This is a genomic window from Pseudomonas paraeruginosa (assembly GCF_003025345.2).
Taxonomy (GTDB): Bacteria; Pseudomonadota; Gammaproteobacteria; order Pseudomonadales; family Pseudomonadaceae; genus Pseudomonas; species Pseudomonas paraeruginosa.
Window position 1 is genome coordinate 2,675,638 of record NZ_CP020560.1, and the last position, 22,548, is coordinate 2,698,185.

Here is a 22,548-nt window from a genome sequence, read left to right on the forward strand (position 1 = left end):
ATGAATGAACTATTTGGTCAGCCATACAACGAGGCTGATCCGTGCTGGGTAGTTATGTGCTACATGGATATAATGTACTCGGATGGTAGGTTTATTAGAGCCATTGAGTGCATTGTAAATAGGTGGGGCTATAGCACGGATGGGGCGTACTGTAATTTTCCTGATGAAAACAGTCCGTTTGATGAGGAACACTTTGAGGGGGTTGAGTTTTCTTATGGCTATCCGCCTAAGGATGAGGACACCATTGTTGTGAGCGAGGCTGTTTGTTCTAAGTTCATTCGGCTCGCTTGTGAAAAATATCTTCAGCGCCATCCTGAAGATACTGAGAAAGTAAAAGAGCTTTTAGATAAACTCTCTTTCTGGCCGTAAAGGGGACTGGTCGTAAAGGGGACAGATCTATTTTCCCTGCTCTAATGCTCTGGAAAGCAGGCTCTAGACGCCGTAAGGGGACTCCGCGATGCCTCGGTAAGGGCGCATGGTTTAGCGAGTTATTCGCTTTGAGTGGTTCGGCGTGGGCGCAGTCACCGAAATTAGAGTAGGGAAAATAGATCTGTCCCCTTTACTGCCTGGGGTAGCGGTTGTGGGAAACGCGAACCTGCCCTCCTTCCCTGGCCAGACGCAGCTTTTCGCTGGCTTGGACCAGTTCGACGAGCGCGCCGGCTTCGTCGAAATCCAGGCGCAGGCCGCTCGGTTCGTCGTAGCGCCAGCCGCCGTCGATCTTCTCCAATCGGCCGAGGTTATCGGCCTGGGAGGTGATGCGGTCGTACAGGCGGATGAAGTCGAGGGCCCGACCGTCCTCCCGGTGCAGGGTGACCATATGGCTCTGTAGGGTGAGGCGGGCGCTTAGGTTGTGGGTCCAGAGTCCGTTGCTGCTGTTGTAGTGACGAGTGAAGCGGAGCAGGGGAGCGATGGCCGGGCCGGCGTAGTCGGTTTCGCTCTGGTACTTGTTGCCGGTGGCGATGTTGATCGGATTACCGGCGGACAGTGACGGCGGCGAGCAGTCAGACCCGTGGTTGGGCGGGCCATTGGGGGAAAGGCAGGCGCCGGTGTTGGCATCGTATTCCTGGTTGTCCGGGCAGCCGTCGCTCCATCTGACGATTGAATACCAGGAAGGAGGAAGCGCTCCTCCCCCGTTTGGATATGGAGGGTGTTTTATTAGGCACTCCCCATAACCACCTTTTACCCGTATGGCAAGAACTGTCCCGGCATAGTAGGTGTCCGACCATCTCAAAATACGGCTGGCGGTATATTCGCAGGCAAGTTGAGCCGACCTGAGATGCGGGTCGAAATAGCTCGCTGCCCACCAAAAAGGCTCGGCCTCAACCTCTTGGTTAAGCGATGCTGATAGCAGGGCCGCTACAAAGAATTTCCTTTTCATTTCCCACCACATTCCAATCCGTGAAATATCCGGCCCTCGCGCAGTCCGCGAGTTATCTAACCCCTAACCCATAGACCAGATGAACATCCTCCGGCTCCAACCGATACAACTCCTCATCCGGTTCCATGCACAGCCGGCATCCGAGTCTCATATAAAAATCCACCGTGTTCTGCGACGGCGTAGCCGAAACGTAGAGCGCGCTGGCGCCGAGGTGGCGGGCCTGGGTGGCGGCGAGGTGGAAGAGGTGGGCGCCGAGGCCGCGGCGGCGGTAGGCGTGGCTGAGGTGGAGGAACTTCAGTTGCAACCAGTCGTGCTCGGGGCCGAGGCGGCGCGGGTCGAGGACTACCGCGCCGATCAGGCGGCCCTGGTCGAACAGGCCGAGGAACCAGCCGCCGCGGTCGAAGCAGTCGAGCAGGATCGGCGTGTAGTGCTCGGCCTCGCCCTCCGGCCAGCCGCGCATGTCGTAGAACTCGGGGCGCAGCACCAGTTGGCCGGCCTCGACGGAATACAGGTGTTCGATCACTTCGCTGCGGTCGATCTCCCAGACCAGGGGGATTTCGTCGCGGCGCAGCAGGCGTTCTTCGGTCATCGTGGTTTCCTTGCGCTGAGGCCGTACATCAGCGGCAGGCGCGGACGATCGGCGGGCGGCAGCATGCGTCCGCCGCCGCCGTCGCGCATGCCGTCGAAGCCGGCCCAGCCGTTGGCGTAGGGGTATTCCTCCAGCCGTTCGAGTTGCAGGCCGGCGCCGAGCAGGGCGCCGATCACATCGGCCAGGCCCCACTGGAACTCGTAGCTGGGATGAGGGTTGCTGAAGTTCTCGACGCCGGCGCGGTAACCGGAGGGCGCCAGGCTGGCGCCGGACTCGGCGACGTAGTCGCTGACGCCGCTCTCGGCGATCGGCTCGCGGCTGAAGTAGTCGTAGGCCGGCTGCCAGTGTGGGTCGAAGTACAGGGCGAAAGGATGGAACTCCACCAGGACGAAGCGCCCGCCGGGAACCAGTACCTGGGCGATGCCGTCGGCCCAGCGCTTGAGCTCGGAGAGCCAGACCAGCGTGCCGTAGGAGGCGAAGACCCGCTCGAAGCGTTCGCCACGGGTGGCGGCGACGGGCAGCCAACGGAGGATGTCGTCGCGCTGGAAGTCGGCGGCGATGCCACTGTCGCGGGACAGTTGGCGGGCGAAGTCGATGGCGCTGTCGGCGATGTCCACTCCTGTGACGAGTGCGCCGAGGCGCGCCAGGCTCAGGCTGTCCTGTCCGGCGTTGCATTGCAGGTGCAGCAGGCGCAGGCCGTCGAGGTGGCCGAGCAACTCCAGTTCCTCGGGATAGAGGGTGGAACCGCCGTTGCGGAAGAAGGCGGCCTGGTCGGCCTTGTGGCTGTTGTGCGCCTGGGTGGCGGCGTTCCACGACAGCCGGTTGGCCTCGTGCAGGTCGGATCGCATGGTTCGACTCCTTCCCTGGAGTGCGCCACCGCGCGGGTGGCGGGTCCGGGGATTACATGTCCTTGATGCTGCGCACCTGGTCCTTGTTGACGCGGGTGCGCTTGCCGTCCAGTTGCTCCAGTTCGTAGAAGCCGGAACTACGATCATAGCGCGGGGTATCCACCGCCTGGATCTCGCGGCCATCGTTGAGGGTGACGATGGTCGGGGTGGAGCAGCCGGCCAGGACGGCGAATGCGGAGGAGAGCAACAGGGCGGGCAGCAGACGGGCAGTCATCGGAATTTTCCTTCGGACGGTTTTCGAGGCGGCGGATTCTACTCCAGTCGCGGCGCAACCGCTCTAGCCGGGATCACAGCGGCAAATTTCCGTTGCGGCTGCACGTCTCTTCCGGTGAGCCGCCCGGATGGCGGCGCCTATTCGAAGGGAGATTCCATGTCTGCCGTTTCCACCTCGTTGTTGCTTTTCCTCAATCTGCTGGGCCCGGCCCAGGCCGCCGAACCCCTGTTGCCAGCCGATGGGCGCATCGAAATCGGCGCCGGCGAGAGCCGCCAGCGCTACCTCGACCTTGCCCCCGGCGAGTTGCAGTTGCTCGATCTGGAGGTCGACCGCGGCCGCGTCCGCCTGCGCGCTACCACGCCCGACGGCAAGGCGTTGCGCGCGATGGAGCTGGCCGGACGCCAGTCGCTCGGCCTGCAGGCCGGTGAGCGCCAGGGCCTGCGCCTGACCTTCAGCGCCGACGAAGACACCGCGCTGACCCTGACCCCCACCCAGCGCCTCACCCCGCAGACCCCGGCGCTGGCCTCGCCGGCGCCGCAGAGCCCGATCCTGCAACGCCTGCAGGCGGAGCTTGCGGAAAAGCGCCCCGGCGCGCTGAAGGCGTTCTGGAAGCAGGTGGCGAAGCAGGGCACGCCGCTGGTGGAGCCGCTGGATGCCGAACGGGTGCTGGTCACCTTCCTCTGGCGCCAGCAGCGTCCCGGCGACGTGCGCCTGCTGTGGCCGACCCCGGAGGTCAACACCCGCCGCTTCGAGGCCCTGGCCGGCAGCGACGTACGCTACCTGAGCCTGCCGCTGCGCCGTGACGCGCGGGTTTCCTACCAGCTCAGCGCCGGCCTGCCGGACCTGCAACAGGCCGATCGCGGCACCTTGCGCCTGGCGTTGCAGGCGGCGGCGCGGCCGGACCCGCTGAGCCGCACGCCGTGGCTCAACAGCCGCGCGCTGCCGCGGGCCGAGCAGGCCTCGCTGGTGCAGCTCGGCGGCGCCCCTGCCGAGACCTGGGACCAGCCGCGCAAGGACGTGCCGCGCGGCAAGGTGGAGCGCCTCGGCTATACCAGCCAGGCCCTGGCCAACCAGCGCCAGCTGACGCTCTACACGCCGCCGGGCTACGACCCCGAGGGCCAGCGCTATCCGCTGCTGGTGCTGTTCGACGAAGACCACTACGCGCGCGACGTACCGACCCCGACCATCCTCGACAACCTGATCGCCGCCGGGCGTATCCGCCCGACCCTGGCGGTGATGGTCGGCAATGTCGACGCTGGCAGCCGGGGCCGCGAGCTGCCCTGCAACGAGGCCTTCGCCGACATGCTCGCCCACGAGCTGCTGCCCTGGTTGCAGCAGCGTTATGCACTGAGCGCGGAGCCAGCCGATCGTGTGCTCTCCGGTTCCAGCTACGGTGGGCTGGCCTCGGGCTGCATCGCCTACCGTTATCCGGAACGCTTCGGCAAGGTGCTGAGCCTGTCCGGCTCGTTCTGGTGGGGGCCGGACGAGCAGCAGCCGCAGTGGCTGGTACGGCAGTTCGCCGCTGGCGAGCGTTTGCCGCTGGCGTTCTTCCTCAGTTCCGGCCTGCTCGAGGAGCCCGAGGCGGACGGCATTCTCGGCAGCAACCGCAGCCTTCGCGCGGCGCTGCAAGGCAAGGGCTACCCGCTGCACTACCGCGAGTTCCCCGGCGGCCACGACTACGCGGCGTGGAGCCTGGAGCTTGCCGAAGGGTTGCAGGCCTTGTTGCCGGCGCATTGAGCAGGCTGGCTGGCGTGGGGCGGTTATCCGCCGTGCCGGGGCCAGGAGGTGGGAAAGGCCGTCCGGACCGGGCTCGCGATGCCCACTGCGTTGCGGAATCGGCAAAAATCGCCCAAGGCCATTTGCCAGCGTCGGCGAATAGGGGACAATCGGCGTTCGCCCAATCGAACGACAAGGATGTTCTCGATGCGCCGACTCTTGCGCCCGCTATTCTGCGCCGTGCTCTTCTGCCTCTACCCAGCGTTGGTCCAGGCTGCCGCCGAAAGCGAAATCCTCGCGCTGTTCCAGCGCTGGCAGGCCGCTCACGAACAACGCAGCGACAAGGCCCTGGAAGGGGTCTATGCGCCGCGCCTGGACTACTATGGCCGGGTCCAGGCGCGCGAGCGCACCCTCTCCGCCAAGCAGGCCTTCTTCGCCCGCCATCCCGACTTCGAGCAGCGCATCGTCGCTGCGCCGCAGATCGTGCCGGGTGACGAGGAGGGCCGCTACGAGGTGCGCTTCGTCAAGCAGGTGCGCCTCGACGGGCGCCTGCGCAACTATCCGGGGCTGCTCCTGGCCGAGCGCGCCGGGCCGGGCGATAGCTGGCGCTTCGTCGGCGAGAGCGACGAGATCACCCGCTACGCCGTCGATCCGCGGCGCACCCCGCTGGTTCGCGGCCGCTTCGCCGGGGCCGAGCCGGAATTCGCCTGGGTGGTGGCGCACGCACCGAACAGCACCGCGCTCTGCGATGAGTACGAAGACTGCCGCTGCGACCTCTGGAGCGCCGACGCGCGCGTCCCGCCCAAGCCGCTGGGCAGTTGCACCGGCGCGGTACTCAGCGTGCTCGGCGGCCTCGACGACAGCGGCCGCGAGCACCTGCAACTGCTGCGTACCTGGTGGACCAGCACCTGGACCAGGTCGTCGCTGCTGGAAATCCGCGACGGCCAGTGGGTGCGGGTGCTGCCGGACATCTCCACCACCTGGGACGATGCCGAGGCCGAGCTGGTGCTGTACAAGGCCGACCCGCAGCAGCCGGGCCGAGTGCTGGTGACCGAAACCGCAATGGACGACGAGGGCGACTGGAGCCACCGTACCCGCAGCGAGGCGCTGCGCCCCGTGCCCTGACGCCGGCCCCTTGGGCTGGGCGGCGCCAGGCCGTACAATCGACGGCTTCATGGCGAGCGTCGCCGCAGTCCAGGTTCCCGCATGCGCATCCACGTCTCCTTCATCGATCGTGTCGGCATCACCCAGGAGGTGCTGGCGCTGCTGGGCGGGCGCAACCTGAACCTGGACGCGGTGGAGATGGTGCCGCCGAACGTCTACATCGACGCGCCGACCCTCAGTCCCGAAGTGCTCGAGGAACTGCGCGCAGCGCTGCTGGGCATCCGTGGCGTGCAGGCGATGACCGTGGTCGACATCCTGCCCGGCCAGCGCCGCCGCCTGCAGCTCGATGCGTTGCTGGCGGCGATGGCCGATCCGGTGCTGGCAGTGGACGGCAAGGGCCTGGTGCTGCTGGCCAACCCGGCCTTCAGCGAGCGCTGCGGACGCGACCCGGCCGGCGAGCGGCTGGCCAGCCTGTTCGACGATGAAACCCTGGAGGGTGCTCTGGTCGAGCAGGGCTTCCGCCTGCCGCTGCGCGAAGTGACCTTCATGGGCCAGGCCCTGCTGCTCGATGCCACGCCGATCACCGAAGGGCCGGGCGAGGGCGAGCGGCACCTGGCCGGCGGCCTGTTGACCCTCTACGAACCGAACCGCATCGGCGAGCGCCTGGCGGCCTTGCACCATGACCATGCCGAGGGGTTCGAGATGCTCCTCGGCGATTCCCAGCCGATCCGCACCCTGAAGACCCGCGCGCAGCGCGTGGCGGCGCTCGACGCGCCGCTGCTGATCCATGGCGAGACCGGTACCGGCAAGGAACTGGTGGCGCGCGGCTGCCACGCCCTGAGTGCGCGACACAACTCGCCGTTCCTGGCGCTGAACTGCGCGGCGTTGCCGGAGAACCTGGCCGAGAGCGAGCTGTTCGGCTACGCCCCCGGCGCCTTCACCGGCGCCCAGCGCGGCGGCAAGCCGGGCCTGCTGGAGCTGGCCCACCAGGGCACGGTGTTCCTCGACGAGATCGGCGAGATGTCCCCCTATCTGCAGGCCAAGCTGCTGCGCTTCCTCAGCGACGGCAGCTTCCGCCGGGTCGGCGGCGACCGCGAGGTGAGGGTCGACGTGCGGATCCTCAGCGCCACCCACCGCAACCTGGAGAAGATGGTCGCCGAGGGCAGCTTCCGCGAGGACCTGTTCTACCGCCTCAACGTGCTCAGCCTGGAAGTCCCGCCGTTGCGCGAGCGCGGCCACGACATCCTGCTGCTGGCGCGGCACTTCATGCAGCAGGCCTGCGCGCAGATCCAGCGCCCGGTGTGCCGGCTGGCGCCGGGCACCTACCCGGCGCTGCTGAGCAACCGCTGGCCGGGCAACGTGCGCCAGTTGCAGAACGTGATCTTCCGCGCCGCGGCGATCTGCGAGAGCAGCCTGGTGGATATCGGCGACCTGGAGATCGCCGGCACCGCCGTGGCGCGGCAGAACGACGGCGAGGTGGGCAGCCTGGAGGAGGCGGTGGAGGGCTTCGAGAAGGCCCTGCTGGAGAAGCTCTACGTCAGCTATCCATCGACCCGCCAACTGGCGGCGCGCCTGCAGACCTCGCACACCGCCATCGCCCACCGCCTGCGCAAGTACGGTATCGGTCCGCGCGGCTGAGGCAGGCTCAACCCTCGCTGGAATACACCGGCTTGCCGGCGAACCAGGTCTTCAGCACTTTGGTATCGCCCAGCTGCGTCTCCGGCACCTCGAACACGTCGCGGTCGAGGACGATGAAGTCCGCCTGCTTGCCCGGTTCCAGGCTGCCGATCCGGCGTTCCAGGCCGATGGTCCGCGCGGCGTTGCGGGTGTAGGCGTAGAACATGGTCTGGCGGTCCAGGCGTTCGCCGGCGTTGAGCACGCCTTGCGGGCCCTTGCGGGTCACCGCCTGCTGGATGGCCTTCCACGGCGACAGGCTGGACACCGGCCAGTCGCTGGCCCCGGCGATGGTCGCGCCCTTGCTCAGCAGGGAGTGCGCCGGGTACTGGTAGCGGTAGGCGAAGGCGCTGATGTAGGGCTTCATCAGGTCCACCGTGGTTTCGTCGGCGGCGGCCCAGTACAGCTGCATCGAGGCGATCACGCCGAGCGGCCTGAAGCGCTCGAACTCCTTGGGATTGACCAGTTGCAGGTGGGTGATCGAGTGGGCGATGCCGCTGTCGCGGTCGCGCCGCGCCTGCTGCATGCCGTTCAGCGCCTCGCGCACCGCGCGGTCACCGATGGCGTGGACGTGGACCAGCCAGCCGCGGGCGTCGGCGGCGCTGACCAGTTCGCCGAAGTGCGCCGGGTCGATCAGCAGTTCGCCCTTCTTCCGGCTGTTGCGGTAGGGCTCGAGGAGCGCGGCGGTCTGCGCCGGGTACTCCGGAACGCCGTCGGCGAACACCTTGATCCCCGGCAGGGTCAGGTTGGGGCTGCCGAGGAAGCGCTGGCGCACCTTGTCCAGCACCTCGAGGTCGGCCGGCCGGCTGCGCGGGTTGGCGACCAGGAGGGCGGCGACGTGGGCGCTGAGCTCGCCGCCCTTGGCCAGCCGCTGGTAGACCGGCAGCACGCCGACGGTGTTCTCGTCGGGCCTGAGGCTGAACAGGGCATCGCCCGGCGAGCCATTGGCGGCCGGGTCCATCCATGCGGTCAGGCCCAGCGAGTTGCTGTAGCGCACCGCGCTGCGTCCGGCCTCGAGCATCCGTTCCGCGCTCGGCGCCGGCAGTACCGCGAGCACCGCGTCGAGGCCGGCATCGGCGAGGAAGCCGTTGGGGGTGAAGTCGGCGTCGTGGCCGATGGTGTTGCGTTGCTCCTGGGGCAGGGCGCGGACCCGCGCGGCGTCGATACCGGCGCGTTTCAGCATGGCGGCGTTGGCCCAGCCGGTGTGGTGGTCGCTGCCGATGAAGGCCAGCGGCTGGTCGGCCCATTCGCCGTGGTCGAAGCGTGCGCGGAAGCCCTTGACCTGGCTCCAGTAGGCGCTGTGCATGCCGCTGACATCGAGCATGTCGCCATGCCGCGCCCTGCCGTTGTCGCGCCAGGCGCGCAAGCGCCGTTCCAGTTCGTCGAGACCGACCTGCTCGTTGCCCATGTCCGCGCCGGCCAGTTCCAGGCCGCCGAACACCGCGTGCGAGTGGGTGTCGATCAGGCCGGGCATCAGGCGCCTGCCGCCGAGATCGACGACCTGGCTGTCGCCATCGGCCAGGGTGCGCAGCCTGGCCTCGTCGCCGACCGCGACGATCCGCCCGTCCTCCACCGCCAGTGCTTCGGCGAAAGGCTGCTGCGGATTGGCGGTGAAGATCCTGGCGTTGACCAGCAGCAGGTCGGCGGCGGCGAGGGCGTGCAGGGGCAGGGCCAGACAGGCGCCGGCGAGGAGGGTGGGTATCCGTGGCTTCATGGTGGTTTCCTTTGTTTCTTGCTCTTGTGTAGCGTGACCCGGGCGAGACTAGCCAAAGCGCCGGGCCGGCAGAACCGGGCGAGGCGCACAACACTTGTGCCGGAACGGAAGGAGTCGATGGACAAATTGAATGCCCTGGCGATGTTCGTCGCCACTGCCGAAACCGGTAGCTTCAGCCGTGGCGCCGAGCGCCTGGGGAAGACCCCGTCGGCGCTGACCAAGGCCGTCGCCCACCTGGAAGCGGAACTGGGCGCCCGCCTGTTCGAGCGCACCACGCGCAGCCTGGCGCTGACCGAGGCCGGGCAGATCTACCTGGAGGCGGCCCGCCAGTCCCTGGAGACGCTGCGCACGGCGGGGCAGGAGATCGAACTGCTGGAGTCGGAGTTGCGTGGCGAACTGCGCCTCGCCGCGCCGCCGTCGTTCGCCGCGGCGTTCCTCCAGCAGGCCTGCGCCAGCTTCCTCGAGGCGCATCCGCGGATCAGCCTGCGGGTGGACCTCGACGAAACCTTCCTCGACCTCAGCGAGGGCGGCTACGACCTCGGCCTGCGCGACGGCCCCATCGACCTGCCGGGGCTGGTGGCGCGGCCGCTGGCGCCGAACCAGATCGTGCTTTGCGCGAGTCCCGCCTACCTGGCGCGACAACCCGCGCCGCAAGGCCCGGAAGATTTCGAGCGGCACGCCTGGCTGGTGTTCCAGCACCCGTCCCTGGACCAGCACTTCTGGTGGATGGAGCGCGGCGGCATACGCCAGCGCATCGACCAGCCGCGCCCGCGACTGGCCAGCGACAACTACGACTTCCTGCTCGCCCACCTGCTGGCCGGGCTGGGCCTGCAGTTCTGCCCGCAATGGAGCGTCGCGCCGCTGCTCGCCGAAGGGCGGCTGGTGCGCCTGCTCGGCGACCATCACTTCGACCCGGGGCCGTTCGGGCCTTCCATCCATGTCCTCTATCCGGGGCACCGGCGCAACACGCGCAAGGTCCGCGCGTTTCTCGAGCACCTGCGCGCCAGCCTGGAACGGCAAGGGCTCTGCGAGCGGCTGTAACGCTTCGGCTACGACTGGAACGAATTCGTTCCGGTCGCGCGAAAATCCTTTGCCATCAGGCATTTGCCCCTGGGCTCGGGAAATGTCCGGTGGGTCTGTAACGGAAACGTTCCAGAAAGGCGGGTGCGGGTTTCCCGCCGCTCGGGGCCAGCCCCCGGGCGGCGGGGGCGGGCGCCGCTTGGCACCTTGCTTGCTACGGGCTGCCGCAGAACAAAGTCCCGTCCCGACCGGGCGACCCGCTGACAATGAGGATCCAGCATGAGCAAGTTGCGCTTTACCACCGACCACGAATGGCTGCGCCAGGACGACGACGGGCTGCTGACCGTCGGCATCACCGCCTACGCCCAGGACGCCCTCGGTGACGTGGTATTCGTGCAGTTGCCGGAGCTCGGCGAACACGCCGCCGGCAGCGAAGTGGCGGTGCTGGAGTCGGTCAAGGCCGCCAGCAACATCCTGATGCCGCTGGACGGCGAGGTGGTGGCGATCAACGACGCGCTGCCGGATACCCCGGAGCTGGTCAACCAGGATCCGCTCGGCGAGGCCTGGTTCTTCCGCTTCCGCCCGGCCGACGCCGGCGCCTGGGAAAAGCTGCTCGACCAGGCCGCCTACGACCGCCTGCTCAACGCCAACGCCGACGCCTGAGGATCCCGTCATGACCGATAACCTGAACCTCGGCGCCATCGACCTGGGCACCGACGACGAATTCATCGCCCGCCATATCGGCCCGCGCGCCGCCGACACCCAGGCCATGCTCCAGCGCCTGGGCTACGATTCGCTGGACGCGCTGATCGGCAACGTGATCCCGGAAAGCATCAAGGGCAGCAGCGTGCTCGACCTGCCGGCCGGCATGGGCGAGGCCGAGGCGCTGGCCAGCCTGAAGGCCATCGCCGGGCGCAACCGCGCGTTCCGCTCCTTCATCGGCCAGGGCTACTACAACTGCCACACCCCGGCGCCGATCCTGCGCAACCTGTTGGAGAACCCGGCCTGGTACACCGCCTACACGCCGTACCAGCCGGAAATCTCCCAGGGCCGCCTGGAAGCCCTGCTGAATTTCCAGACCCTGGTCAGTGACCTCTCCGGCCTGCCGATCGCCAACGCCTCGATGCTCGACGAGGCGACCGCCGCCGCCGAGGCCATGACCTTCTGCAAGCGCCTGTCGAAGAACCGTACCAGCCAGGCGTTCTTCGCTTCCCGCCATTGCCACCCGCAGACCCTCGACGTGCTGCGCACCCGTGCCGAGCCGCTGGGCATCGAGGTGGTGGTCGGCGACGAAAGCGCCATCGAGGACTTCTCCGCCTACTTCGGCGCGTTGCTGCAATACCCCACCTGCGACGGCGAGATCGTCGACTACCGTGAGCTGGTCAGCCGCTTCCACGCGGTCGATGCGCTGGTCGCGGTGGCCGCCGACCTGCTGGCGCTGACCCTGCTGACCCCGCCGGGCGAGTTCGGCGCCGACGTGGCCATCGGCAGCGCCCAGCGCTTCGGCGTGCCGCTCGGCTTCGGCGGCCCCCACGCGGCCTATTTCGCCACCCGCGACGCGTTCAAGCGAGACATGCCGGGACGCCTGGTCGGCGTCTCCATCGACCGCCACGGCAAGCCGGCCTACCGCCTGGCCATGCAGACCCGCGAGCAGCACATCCGCCGCGAGAAGGCCACCAGCAACATTTGCACCGCCCAGGTGCTGCTGGCCAACATCGCCAGCATGTTCGCCGTCTACCACGGCCCGCAGGGCCTGCTGCGCATCGCCCGGCGCACCCACCGGCTGAGCGCGATCCTCGCCGCCGGCCTGGAGCGCCTGGGCGTGGCCGTCGAGCAGAAGCACTTCTTCGACACCCTGAGCCTGGCCACCGGCGCGCGCACCGCGGCGATCCATGCCAAGGCCCGCGCGGCCGGGATCAACCTGCGCGAGATCGATGCCGGCCGTCTCGGCCTGTCGCTCGACGAGACCGTCCGCCAGGCCGATGTGGAGACCCTCTGGGGCCTGCTGGCCGAAGAGGGCCAGGCGCTCCCGGACTTCGCCGCCCTTGCCGCCAGCAGCGGCGACCGCCTGCCGGCCGCGCTGTTGCGCCAGTCGGCGATCCTCAGCCACCCGATCTTCAACCGCCATCACTCGGAAACCGAGCTGATGCGCTACCTGCGCAAGCTGGCGGACAAGGACCTGGCGCTGGACCGCACGATGATCCCGCTGGGCTCCTGCACCATGAAGCTGAACGCCGCCAGCGAGATGATCCCGGTGACCTGGGCCGAATTCGGCAACCTGCACCCGTTCGCCCCGGCCGAGCAGAGCGAAGGCTACCGCCAGCTCACCGACGAGCTGGAGGCGATGCTCTGCGCCGCCACCGGCTACGACGCCGTGTCGCTGCAACCCAACGCCGGCTCCCAGGGCGAGTACGCCGGCCTGATGGCGATCCGCGCCTATCACCACAGCCGCGGCGACAGCCAGCGCGACATCTGCCTGATCCCGTCCTCCGCCCACGGCACCAACCCGGCCACCGCGAGCATGGTCGGCATGCGCGTGGTGGTGGTGGCCTGCGACGCGCGCGGCAACGTCGATGTCGACGACCTGCGCGCCAAGGCCAGCGAGCACAAGGAGCGCCTGGCCGCGCTGATGATCACCTATCCGTCGACCCACGGCGTGTTCGAGGAAGCGATCCGCGAGATCTGCGCCATCGTCCACGACTGCGGCGGCCAGGTGTACATCGATGGCGCCAACATGAACGCCATGGTCGGCCTCTGTGCCCCGGGCAAGTTCGGTGGCGACGTTTCCCACCTGAACCTGCACAAGACCTTCTGCATTCCCCACGGCGGCGGCGGCCCGGGCGTCGGCCCGATCGGCGTGCGCGCGCACCTGGCGCCGTTCCTCCCCGGCCATGGCCGCAGCGAGCGCAAGGACGGCGCGGTGAGCGCGGCGCCCTACGGCAGCGCGAGCATCCTGCCGATCACCTGGATGTACATCCGCATGATGGGCGGCGAAGGCCTCAAGCGCGCTTCGGAAATGGCCATCCTCAACGCCAACTACATCGCCCATCGCCTGGAAGAGCACTACCCGGTGCTCTACGCCGGCGGCAACGGCCTGGTCGCCCACGAATGCATCCTCGACCTGCGGCCGCTCAAGGACAGCAGCGGGATCAGCGTCGACGACGTGGCCAAGCGCCTGATGGACTTCGGCTTCCATGCGCCGACCATGTCCTTCCCGGTGGCCGGCACGCTGATGATCGAGCCCACCGAGAGCGAGCCGAAGGCCGAGCTGGATCGCTTCTGCGACGCGATGATCCGTATCCGCGAGGAGATCCGCGCGGTCGAGCGCGGCGAACTGGACAAGGACGACAACCCGCTGAAGAACGCGCCGCACACCGCCGCCGAGCTGCTGGGCGAATGGAACCATGCCTACAGCCGCGAGCAGGCCGCCTATCCGCTGGCGAGCCTGGTGGAGGCCAAGTACTGGCCGCCGGTGGGCCGCGTCGACAACGTCTACGGCGACCGCAACCTGACCTGCTCCTGCCCGCCCATCGAGGCGTACAGCGAGGAGTGACGGACGAGGAGGGCGCCGCCAGCGGCGGCGTCCTTCCGTTTCCGGCGATACCCCTTTCCCGGCGCCGCGCTTGCGTAGCGGCGCCGCGGCCACGCTCGCGCCAGCGAGCGTCCTGACACCGACACGACAAGAGGCCAGCGCCATGTTCAGCAAGCACGACCAGCTCCAGGGCTACGACGACGAACTGCTCGCCGCGATGGACGCCGAAGACCGGCGGCAGGAAGACCACATCGAACTGATCGCCTCGGAGAACTACGCCAGCAAGCGGGTCATGCAGGCGCAGGGCAGCGGCCTGACCAACAAGTATGCCGAGGGCTATCCGGGCAAGCGCTACTACGGCGGCTGCGAACACGTCGACAAGGTCGAGCAGCTGGCCATCGACCGCGCCAGGCAACTGTTCGGCGCCGACTACGCCAACGTCCAGCCGCATTCCGGTTCCTCGGCCAACGCCGCGGTGTACCTGGCGCTGCTCAACGCCGGCGACACCATCCTGGGCATGAGCCTGGCCCATGGCGGTCATCTCACCCACGGCGCCAAGGTGTCCTCCTCCGGCAAGCTGTACAACGCCGTGCAGTACGGCCTGGACACCGCCACCGGGCTGATCGACTACGACGAAGTCGAGCGCCTGGCCGTGGAGCATAAGCCGAAGATGATCGTCGCCGGCTTCTCCGCCTACTCCAAGACCCTCGACTTCCCGCGCTTCCGCGCCATCGCCGACAAGGTCGGCGCGCTGCTGTTCGTCGACATGGCCCACGTCGCCGGGCTGGTCGCCGCCGGCCTCTACCCGAACCCGATCCCCTTCGCCGACGTGGTCACCACCACCACCCACAAGACCCTGCGCGGCCCGCGCGGCGGCCTGATTCTGGCGCGCGCCAACGAGGAGATCGAGAAGAAGCTCAACTCCGCGGTATTCCCCGGCGCCCAGGGCGGCCCGCTGATGCACGTGATCGCGGCCAAGGCGGTGTGCTTCAAGGAAGCGCTGGAGCCGGGCTTCAAGGACTACCAGGCGCAGGTGATCCGCAACGCCCGGGCGATGGCCGAGGTATTCATCGGGCGCGGCTACGACGTGGTTTCCGGCGGTACCGACAACCACCTGATGCTGATCAGCCTGGTGCGCCAGGGCCTGACCGGCAAGGCCGCCGACGCGGCGCTCGGCGCGGCGCACATCACGGTGAACAAGAACGCCGTGCCGAACGACCCGCAGAGTCCGTTCGTCACCTCCGGCATCCGCATCGGCACCCCGGCCATCACCACTCGCGGTTTCCGCGAGGGCGAGTGCCGAGAACTGGCCGGCTGGATCTGCGACATCCTCGACGACATCGACAATCCCGAGGTCAGCGAACGGGTCAGGGGCCAGGTCGGCGAATTCTGCCGGCACTTCCCGGTCTACGCTGATTGAACAGGAGCGCCGCCGTGGTGGCGGCCAATCCGCAAGCGGAGACGAGCATGTCCCTGAGTGTCTTCGATCTGTTCAAGATCGGTATCGGGCCGTCCAGCTCCCACACCGTAGGGCCGATGCGTGCCGCCGCGCGCTTCGCCGAGGGGCTGAGGCGCGAGGGGCTGCTGGAGGCCACCGCCAGCGTCAAGGTCGAGCTGTACGGCTCGCTCGGCGCCACCGGCAAGGGCCACGGCAGCGACAAGGCGGTACTGCTCGGCCTGGAGGGCGAGCAGCCGGACACGGTGGATACCGCCGCGATTCCCGCCCGGCTCGATGCCATCCGTTCCAGCGGCGAGCTGCGCCTGCTCGGCGAGCGACCGATCCGCTTCGTCGAGAAGGAACACCTGGCGCTGATCCGCAAGCCGCTGGCCTACCATCCCAACGGCATGATCTTCCGTGCCTTCGACGCCGCCGGCCTGCAGGTGCGCAGCCGCGAGTACTACTCGGTGGGTGGTGGCTTCGTGGTCGACGACGAAGCCGCCGGCCTCGACCGTATCGTCGAGGACCGCACGCCGCTGGCGTTCCCCTTCAAGACCGCGCGGCAACTGCTCGACCATTGCGCCCGCGAAGGCCTGTCGATCAGCCGGTTGATGGCCGAGAACGAGAAGGCCTGGCGCCCCGCCGAGGAAACCCGCGCCGGCCTGCTGCGCATCTGGCAGGTGATGCAGGACTGCGTCGAGGCCGGCTGCCGCAACGAGGGCGTCATGCCCGGCGGACTGAAGGTCAGGCGCCGCGCGGCGGCGCTCCACCGCCAGTTGTGCCAGCGGCCGGAGGCCGGTCTGCGCGACGCTCTCAGTGTGCTCGACTGGGTCAATCTCTACGCCCTGGCGGTGAACGAGGAGAACGCCAGCGGCGGCCGCGTGGTGACCGCGCCGACCAACGGCGCGGCGGGGATCATTCCGGCGGTGCTGCATTACTACGCGCGCTTCATCCCCGGGGCCGACGACGACGGCGTGGTGCGCTTCCTGCTCACCGCGGCGGCGATCGGCATCCTCTACAAGGAAAACGCCTCGATCTCCGGCGCCGAGGTCGGTTGCCAGGGCGAGGTCGGGGTGGCCTGTTCGATGGCCGCCGGGGCGCTCTGCGAAGTGCTCGGCGGTAGCGTGCAGCAGGTCGAGAACGCTGCCGAGATCGGCATGGAGCACAACCTCGGGCTGACCTGCGACCCGGTCGGCGGGCTGGTCCAGGTGCCCTGCATCGAACGCAACGCGATGGCTTCGGTGAAGGCGATCAACGCGGCGCGCATGGCCTTGCGCGGCGACGGCCAGCACTTCATCTCTCTCGACAAGGTCATCCGCACCATGCGCCAGACCGGCGCCGACATGAAAAGCAAATACAAGGAAACCGCGCGCGGCGGCCTCGCCGTGAACATCATCGAATGCTGAACCGCGCCGCTGCGCCGGCGCTTCTTTTTTCTTTCCCGACAATCGATCGCGGCTCTCCGGCAGAAGGAGACCGGGATGCCATGGAGTGAAGCATGACCGCAGAAACCCTCGCCAAGACGCCCCTGCACGCCCTGCACCTGGAACTGGGGGCGAAGATGGTGCCTTTCGCCGGCTACGACATGCCGGTGCAGTACCCGGCCGGAGTACTCAAGGAGCACCTGCACACCCGCGAGCAGGCCGGTCTGTTCGACGTCTCGCACATGGGCCAGATCCGCCTGGCGGGCGCCGACGCGGCGCTGGCGCTGGAAAGCCTGGTGCCGGTGGACATCCTCGACCTGCCGGTGGGCCAGCAGCGCTACGCCTTGTTCACCGACGAGCAGGGCGGGATCCTCGACGATCTGATGGTGGCCAACCTCGGCGATTGCCTGCTGCTGGTGGTCAACGCCGCCTGCAAGCACCAGGACCTGGCGCACCTGCGTCGGCACCTGGAGGGCCGTTGCAGCGTCGAGCCGCTGTTCGAGGAGCGTGCCTTGCTCGCCCTCCAGGGCCCGGCGGCGGTGCGCGTGCTGGAGCGCCTGGCGCCGCAGGTGGCGCAGATGACCTTCATGCAGTTCGCTCGCGTCGAGCTGCTCGGCCAGGACTGCTACGTCAGCCGCTCCGGCTACACCGGTGAAGACGGCTACGAGATCTCCGTGCCCGCCGAGCACGCCGAGGCCCTGGCCCGGCGCCTGCTGGCCGAGCCGGAAGTGGCGCCGATCGGCCTCGGCGCGCGCGACTCGCTGCGCCTGGAAGCCGGCCTGTGCCTCTACGGCCACGACATGGGCAGCGCCACCACGCCGGTCGAAGCCAGCCTCGGCTGGGCCATTTCCAAGGCGCGCCGCGCCGACGGTGTGCGCGCCGGCGGCTTCCCCGGCGCCGAGCGGATCTTCGCCCAGCAGGCGCAGGGCGTCGCCAGCAAGCGCGTCGGTTTCCTGCCGCAGGGGCGGATGCCGGTGCGCGAGGGCGCCGAGATCGTCGACGCCGACGGCCGGGTGATCGGCAAGGTCAGCAGCGGCGGTTTCGGCCCGACCCTCAACGCGCCGCTGGCCATGGGCTACGTGCCGAGCGCGCTGGCCGGGCTGGGCAGCGAGGTGACGGCGATGGTGCGTGGCAAGCCGGTGACCCTGGTGGTCAGCAAGATGCCGTTCGTGGCGCAGCGCTATTACCGAGGCTGACTCGCGGCGCCCTTCGCCGCTCGTGCGGGGGAGGGCGCGCCTGCCGGGAGCGGGCGGGCCGCGGTTCGGCCCAGTGCCTTTCTTCCTCCGCGCTGCGTCGGCGCTGACGTTCAGGAATGCTTCGGCCGTTGCCGTTGCAGGCCCAGCTTCTTGGCCCGGTGGAACACCGCCGCGCGGCTCTTGCCGGTCTGCTGGGCACACCACAGCGAGCCGCGTTGCTGGTAGTGCTGGCGCAACAGGTCCTCTTCGGATTTGCTCCAGGTCGCATTGCCGCGATCGCGCTGGCTGTGCGGGGAAAGCTCCTCGGCCTTGCTGGCGACGCTCTGGTAGCTGCGCCCGAGCATGTAGGCGCACCAGGCCAGGCTGCGCTTGCTGCCGTGGCGGCGGATGAACTCGACCTCTTCACTGGACCAGGCGGCCGGCGTCGTCGGCGTCGCCTTGCGGTCCAGGGTGCGGGCCAGGGCCGCGCGGGCGCGGGCCACCGCCTGGTCGCCGGGATTGTTCCGCCGGGTCACGCCGAGGGCGCGGCGCCAGCGCCCGACCAGGCTCGGGCTGAAGCCCCACCAGAACTGCACCGACTCGGCGCATTCGGTACGCACCGCGCGCAACAGGTCGCCGCAGAGAATCGGCGAAGGTCGACCGCTGCGCTTGCGTGTCGGCCAGCGGAACAGCCCGTCGGTGAAGCCGCCGACTTCGACGGCGCCTTCCAGTTCGTCGACCAGCCAGTCGCCGGGGATCACCAGGGGACTGGTGTAGGGCGCGCCGAGCAGCAGATGATTGATGGTAGCGACAGAGGTAGGGGTGTCTGCAGTCATGGGACGATCCTTGCTGATACCGGGCCAGTCGTGCCGGCCATATCCCTGAGAGCGGCGCCGCTGCGTGGCCGGCGACGTCGCGTTCGCTTCCCGTGGTTCGGGTGGTGTTCCGGCGCGTGGCGACTGCCTGTCGCCCCGTGCCTGGAAGAGGCGGGATGCCGCACTCATGCACGGACTCCGCGATACAGCTGCCAGGCCAGCCGGCCGGGGCGGGCGGCGATGGCGGCGTCGACCTCGATCCGCGGCAGGTCCAGCGGATCGCCGCGGGAGTCGACCAGCCCGCGGCGGGCGCCGAAGGCGAAGCGATAGCCGAGCCGCCCGAGGCTCGCACGCAACTGTGGGCTGGCCTGGGTCGCGCCGGGCATGGGGCGGGCCCGGCAGTACACCGGCAGAGGAGCGTTGCACTGCTGCTGGAGCAGGCGATGGGCGTGGCCAAGGGTTTCCGGTTCCGCGCAGAAGCTGTCCGGCGCTTGCGGGCCCTGGCCGTAGAGGCCGAAGCGGACCAGGCCGGAGTTCTCCAGGCGGCGGAGTTGCCCCCAGTCGGGAGCGGCCTGCGCGTCGGCGGGCGGACAGGCCGCGCGCAATGCCTGCCGGGAGGCCGGGTCGAGGCGTTCGAGCTTGCCCAGCAGGGCCGCGAGGTGGCGGCTGCGCCGGACATCGTCGCGCGTCCGCTCGAGCACCGGCGCGAGTGCCGGGCCGCAATAACGCTGCAACAGTTCCAGCAGCGGCGCGGCGGCGACCGTGTCGGCCTGCCACAGCGTGTCGCCTACGGCTTCGCGCCAGCCGCGCGGATCGCCGCCGAGGAAGACGCTGGCGGGCATCTCGTAGCGCTCCAGCAGGGGATAGACCTGCTCGACCAGCTCCGGCGTGCTGCCGTCGAGGCTCAACGCTATGCGCAGATCGTTTGCCGAAGGCCGCTCCAGCAGATGCTCCAGAGGCACGCAGAGGAAGTGCCGTTGCAGCCAGAGCAGCAGGTTTTCCAGGCTTCGCCGCTCGAGGCAGCGGCCCTGGCGGTGCGGCAAGGCCGCCAGGCGAGGCTCGGCGGCCAGTCGCCCGAGGCGCAGGACGATGCCGTTCTGGCGCAGGCGGCGCTGGCCCGCGGCGGAGTTCAGGTAGGTCATGCCGATCAGGCGCTGCATGGCGAGCCCCTGCTCATTCGCGCCGCATCACCGGCGGCCCGTCGGCGGCGCCGGCAGGCTTGCCGGCAACCTCCTGGCCGGCGCCTGCGGGGTGGGCATGCGGACCCGGGTGGTCGATTCAGTCATGAGCGGGCCTCCTCGGAAGGGTTGCTGCGAGCACGACGACGCGTGGCCTTGAACCAGGGCTTTGCCGGCGAACCCGGCGGTTGATCGATGGGGACTGCATGGCACCGGAAACGCTACAAAGGATCGATATGATTCTTTTTTGACGCTAACACAGTCGATAGACGTTTTATTGACGCTCGGCCTCTGTTGTAAAACCGTCAGGCTATGCCAAACGGCTGCCCGAGAAGAGGCGCAGGCCTGGAGTGACAAGCCTTTGCGGGGACGGTAGCGGCGTGAAGAGCGGTATTCGGATTGGTTATAAGAAATCCGATTTGCATGGAATTTGCCGACGAATGGTCGCTTCTCCGGAGGAATTGCTGGGTTTGCCTGGCGGCGTGAAACCTTTCGCTTGCCTCCAGAGAGAGGAGAGGAGCGCCATAGAGCGTTTCTTTCTCCGTCAAGGGCGAAGCTTGCAGACTGTTTTGCAAAACATGACAACTTTTTAACGCGCATTGTTATAAAGTTTCGCCCTTTCCGCCGGTAACCGTCCGGCAGGATCCGGTTTCTGCGGGAGTGAAGATGAGAGTCGACCTGGATGCCGAAGTCGCCGCCGAGGCGCTGCCACGTTTCCAGCAGGCGCCGCGGCAGTTGCGACAGTTGTGGTGGTGGGGGCTGGCCAGCGTGGGGCTGGGGGGCGCCTGCGCCTTGCTGGGCTTCTTCGTCGGCCTGTTCGCCGCGGACTCGCTCTGGCCTCCGCTGCTGTACAACCTCGGCGCGGCCTGGCTGGTGCTGTTCGCCGGGCTGCACGCGGCCTACCGCGTCGCGGCCTGGCGCTGCGTCGCCCTGGGCGCCGAGGCCAGTGCGCGGCCAGCCTGGCTGTGCTGGCCGCGGGCGGATCTCGAGCCCGTTCCCGATACGGCCTACGAACGCTTGCTGGAGCGCCTTGGCCAGGCCGTCGCCGGGGGCCTGGCCCAGCTTGGCCAGGCCGCCCTCTGGCTGGCGGCGAGCGCAGCGCTGGCGTTGGGCCTGGTGGTGGCCGGCTGGCGCCTGGACCTGCCGCCGACGAATTCCGGGCAGGCGGCCGACCTCGGCATCGGTTTCTGCCTGCTGCTGGCCTTCGCGGTGCTGGTGCTGGAACGCCGCTTCGCCGCCCAGGGCGAGATGCAGTGGCCGGAGGCGTCGTCGCTCGGGCAACTGGCGCGGGTGCTGATCGGTACGCTGCTGCTCGCCGCCTTCGGTCTGTTCCTGGCCCGCCAGGGACAGCCGTGGGCGCCGCGCCTGGCGGTGCTGCTCGGCCTGCTGCCGGGCGCGGTGGCGCTGGAACTGCTGGGCAGGGCGATCCTGGCGATGTTCGCGCCGCCGCGCGCCGGTCTCGAGCCGCGCCTGGTCGCGACCAGCCTGCTGGCCGACCTGTTGCGCTGGCCGCCGCGTCCGTTGCAGCGTCTGCAGAACGAATTGCACCAGCGTTTCGGCATCGACCTGCGCCAGGTCTGGGCGTTCGGCTTCATGCGCCGGGCCTTCCTGCCGGTGCTGGCGGTGGTGTCGCTGAGCGGCTGGCTGCTCAGCGGCGTGCGCGAGATCGGCATGGACGCGCGTGGCGTCTACGAGCGCTTCGGCAAGCCGGTCGCGGTACTCGGCCCCGGCCTCCACCTGGGGTTGCCCTGGCCGCTGGGGCGGGTGCTGGCGGTGGAGAACGGCGTAGTCCATGAGCTGGCCACCAGCGTCGCCACCGGCAACGGCGAAGCCGAGCCATTGGCGCCCGCCGAGGGCCCGGCGCCGGACAGTGCCAACCGCCTGTGGGACGCCTCCCATGTCAGCGAAAAGTCCCAGGTCATCGCCAGCCTGGCCGACCACCGGCAGAGCTTCCAGATCGTCAACATGGACGTTCGCATCGTCTACCGCATCGGCCTCGATGATGCGGCGGCACTGGCGGCGACCTACCGCAGCGGCGATCTCCCGGCGCTGGTGCGCAGCACCGCCAGCCGCGTGCTGGTGCACGCCTTCGCCTCGCGGACCCTCGACGAAGTGCTGGGCGAACAGCGCGCCGGGCTCGCCGGGGAAATCGGCCAGGCCGTGCAGGCCGAGCTGGATCGTCTTGGCAGCGGGGTCGAAGTGCTCGGCGCCGCGATCGAGGCGATCCACCCGCCGGCCGGCGCGGCGAATGCCTATCATGCGGTGCAGGCCGCGCAGATTACCGCCCGGGCGCTGATCGCCCGCGAGCGCGGACAGGCCGCCGCACAGCGCAACGAGGCGCAGTTGCGGGCCAGCGTGGCACACGACCAGGCCAGCGCGCAGGCGCGCGAAACCCTCGCCGTCGCGCAGGTGGCCGAGCGCCGCTTCGCCGCCGAGCGCCAGGGCTATGCCGAGGCCGGCCAGGCCTTCCTGCTGGAAGCCTATTACCAGCAACTCGGCCTCGGTCTGGGCAAGGCCCGGCTGCTGCTGGTCGATCACCGCATCGCCGGTACGGGCGCGCCGACCATCGACTTGCGCGGTTTCGGCCTCGGTCGCCTGGATTCCCCGTCTTCGTCCCGTCCGCCCGCCGTCCCGGCGCGCGCGGCCGGGCAACCCGCACCATGAGGAGC

18 protein-coding genes are annotated in these 22,548 nt (G+C 68.7%); 11 read left to right on the top strand and 7 right to left on the bottom strand.

What is annotated here, in order from left to right:
• Nucleotides 1-369: a ribonuclease toxin immunity protein CdiI gene (cdiI, locus tag B7D75_RS12885; protein ID WP_058135072.1), complete on the top strand. Its 369-nt coding sequence runs from the start codon at nucleotides 1-3 to the stop codon at nucleotides 367-369.
• Between the two features lie 190 nt (nucleotides 370-559).
• Here the strand turns inward: cdiI and B7D75_RS29765 are convergent, their stop codons facing one another.
• Genes B7D75_RS29765 through B7D75_RS12905 form a run of 4 tightly spaced genes read right to left on the bottom strand, consistent with a single transcriptional unit; the run spans nucleotide 560 to nucleotide 3,089 of the window.
• Nucleotides 560-1,378 carry a DUF6531 domain-containing protein gene (locus tag B7D75_RS29765; RefSeq protein ID WP_239481365.1) on the bottom strand — a complete coding sequence of 273 codons (819 nt, stop codon included), beginning with the start codon at nucleotides 1,376-1,378 and terminating at the stop codon, nucleotides 560-562.
• Between the two features lie 52 nt (nucleotides 1,379-1,430).
• On the bottom strand, nucleotides 1,431-1,967 hold the full coding sequence (locus B7D75_RS12895) for a GNAT family N-acetyltransferase (protein WP_053813862.1): 537 nt from the start codon (nucleotides 1,965-1,967) through the stop codon (nucleotides 1,431-1,433).
• Nucleotides 1,964-2,815, bottom strand: coding sequence for a class I SAM-dependent methyltransferase (locus B7D75_RS12900; RefSeq protein ID WP_003157705.1), 852 nt, complete (start codon nucleotides 2,813-2,815; stop codon nucleotides 1,964-1,966). The genes B7D75_RS12895 and B7D75_RS12900 overlap by 4 nt, the downstream gene beginning before the upstream one ends.
• Nucleotides 2,816-2,867: 52 nt before the next feature.
• Nucleotides 2,868-3,089 carry a YgdI/YgdR family lipoprotein gene (locus B7D75_RS12905; RefSeq protein WP_003157706.1) on the bottom strand — a complete coding sequence of 74 codons (222 nt, stop codon included), beginning with the start codon at nucleotides 3,087-3,089 and terminating at the stop codon, nucleotides 2,868-2,870.
• Between the two features lie 156 nt (nucleotides 3,090-3,245).
• On the opposite strand from B7D75_RS12905, the gene B7D75_RS12910 reads away from it, so the two are divergent.
• The 3 genes from B7D75_RS12910 to B7D75_RS12920 all read left to right on the top strand — a co-directional run bounded on the left by B7D75_RS12910 (nucleotide 3,246) and on the right by B7D75_RS12920 (nucleotide 7,547).
• Nucleotides 3,246-4,826, top strand: a complete 1,581-nt coding sequence (locus tag B7D75_RS12910; protein WP_107114074.1) for an alpha/beta hydrolase — start codon at nucleotides 3,246-3,248, stop codon at nucleotides 4,824-4,826.
• A 186-nt stretch (nucleotides 4,827-5,012) separates the two neighbouring features.
• A complete protein-coding gene (locus B7D75_RS12915) occupies nucleotides 5,013-5,930 on the top strand; it encodes a hypothetical protein (RefSeq protein WP_043102747.1) in 918 nt (305 codons plus the stop codon).
• 81 nt (nucleotides 5,931-6,011) lie between these two features.
• Nucleotides 6,012-7,547: a sigma-54-dependent transcriptional regulator gene (locus tag B7D75_RS12920; RefSeq protein ID WP_107114075.1), complete on the top strand. Its 1,536-nt coding sequence runs from the start codon at nucleotides 6,012-6,014 to the stop codon at nucleotides 7,545-7,547.
• A gap of 7 nt (nucleotides 7,548-7,554) precedes the next feature.
• Here B7D75_RS12920 and B7D75_RS12925 read toward each other — a convergent pair whose 3' ends face one another.
• A complete protein-coding gene (locus B7D75_RS12925; protein ID WP_107114076.1) occupies nucleotides 7,555-9,297 on the bottom strand; it encodes an amidohydrolase in 1,743 nt (580 codons plus the stop codon).
• Nucleotides 9,298-9,414: 117 nt separating this feature from the next.
• On the opposite strand from B7D75_RS12925, the gene B7D75_RS12930 reads away from it, so the two are divergent.
• The 6 genes from B7D75_RS12930 (at nucleotide 9,415) to gcvT (ending at nucleotide 17,907) form a co-directional block, all read left to right on the top strand.
• On the top strand, nucleotides 9,415-10,338 hold the full coding sequence (locus B7D75_RS12930) for a LysR family transcriptional regulator (protein WP_003157858.1): 924 nt from the start codon (nucleotides 9,415-9,417) through the stop codon (nucleotides 10,336-10,338).
• A 258-nt stretch (nucleotides 10,339-10,596) separates the two neighbouring features.
• On the top strand, nucleotides 10,597-10,980 hold the full coding sequence (gene gcvH / locus B7D75_RS12935; RefSeq protein ID WP_012075618.1) for a glycine cleavage system protein GcvH: 384 nt from the start codon (nucleotides 10,597-10,599) through the stop codon (nucleotides 10,978-10,980).
• A 10-nt stretch (nucleotides 10,981-10,990) separates the two neighbouring features.
• The gene (gcvP, locus tag B7D75_RS12940; RefSeq protein WP_107114077.1) at nucleotides 10,991-13,870 is read left to right on the top strand and encodes an aminomethyl-transferring glycine dehydrogenase; all 2,880 of its coding nucleotides are present in this window, start codon (nucleotides 10,991-10,993) and stop codon (nucleotides 13,868-13,870) included.
• Between the two features lie 142 nt (nucleotides 13,871-14,012).
• Nucleotides 14,013-15,269, top strand: a complete 1,257-nt coding sequence (glyA, locus tag B7D75_RS12950; protein ID WP_107114078.1) for a serine hydroxymethyltransferase — start codon at nucleotides 14,013-14,015, stop codon at nucleotides 15,267-15,269.
• A gap of 47 nt (nucleotides 15,270-15,316) precedes the next feature.
• Nucleotides 15,317-16,693 (top strand): L-serine ammonia-lyase, encoded by a 1,377-nt coding sequence (locus B7D75_RS12955; protein WP_058174794.1) that lies wholly within the window; start codon nucleotides 15,317-15,319, stop codon nucleotides 16,691-16,693.
• 92 nt (nucleotides 16,694-16,785) lie between these two features.
• Nucleotides 16,786-17,907 (top strand): glycine cleavage system aminomethyltransferase GcvT, encoded by a 1,122-nt coding sequence (gene gcvT / locus B7D75_RS12960; protein WP_107114079.1) that lies wholly within the window; start codon nucleotides 16,786-16,788, stop codon nucleotides 17,905-17,907.
• A gap of 110 nt (nucleotides 17,908-18,017) precedes the next feature.
• Here gcvT and B7D75_RS12965 read toward each other — a convergent pair whose 3' ends face one another.
• Together B7D75_RS12965 and B7D75_RS12970 are read right to left on the bottom strand one after the other, a co-directional pair.
• A complete protein-coding gene (locus B7D75_RS12965) occupies nucleotides 18,018-18,890 on the bottom strand; it encodes a hypothetical protein (protein WP_034083052.1) in 873 nt (290 codons plus the stop codon).
• Nucleotides 18,887-19,861 (bottom strand): polysaccharide deacetylase family protein, encoded by a 975-nt coding sequence (locus B7D75_RS12970; protein ID WP_034083054.1) that lies wholly within the window; start codon nucleotides 19,859-19,861, stop codon nucleotides 18,887-18,889. The genes B7D75_RS12965 and B7D75_RS12970 overlap by 4 nt, the downstream gene beginning before the upstream one ends.
• Nucleotides 19,862-20,545: 684 nt before the next feature.
• On the opposite strand from B7D75_RS12970, the gene hflK reads away from it, so the two are divergent.
• Nucleotides 20,546-22,543, top strand: coding sequence for a protease modulator HflK (hflK, locus tag B7D75_RS12975; protein ID WP_107114080.1), 1,998 nt, complete (start codon nucleotides 20,546-20,548; stop codon nucleotides 22,541-22,543).
• The last annotated feature ends 5 nt before the right edge of the window (nucleotides 22,544-22,548 follow it).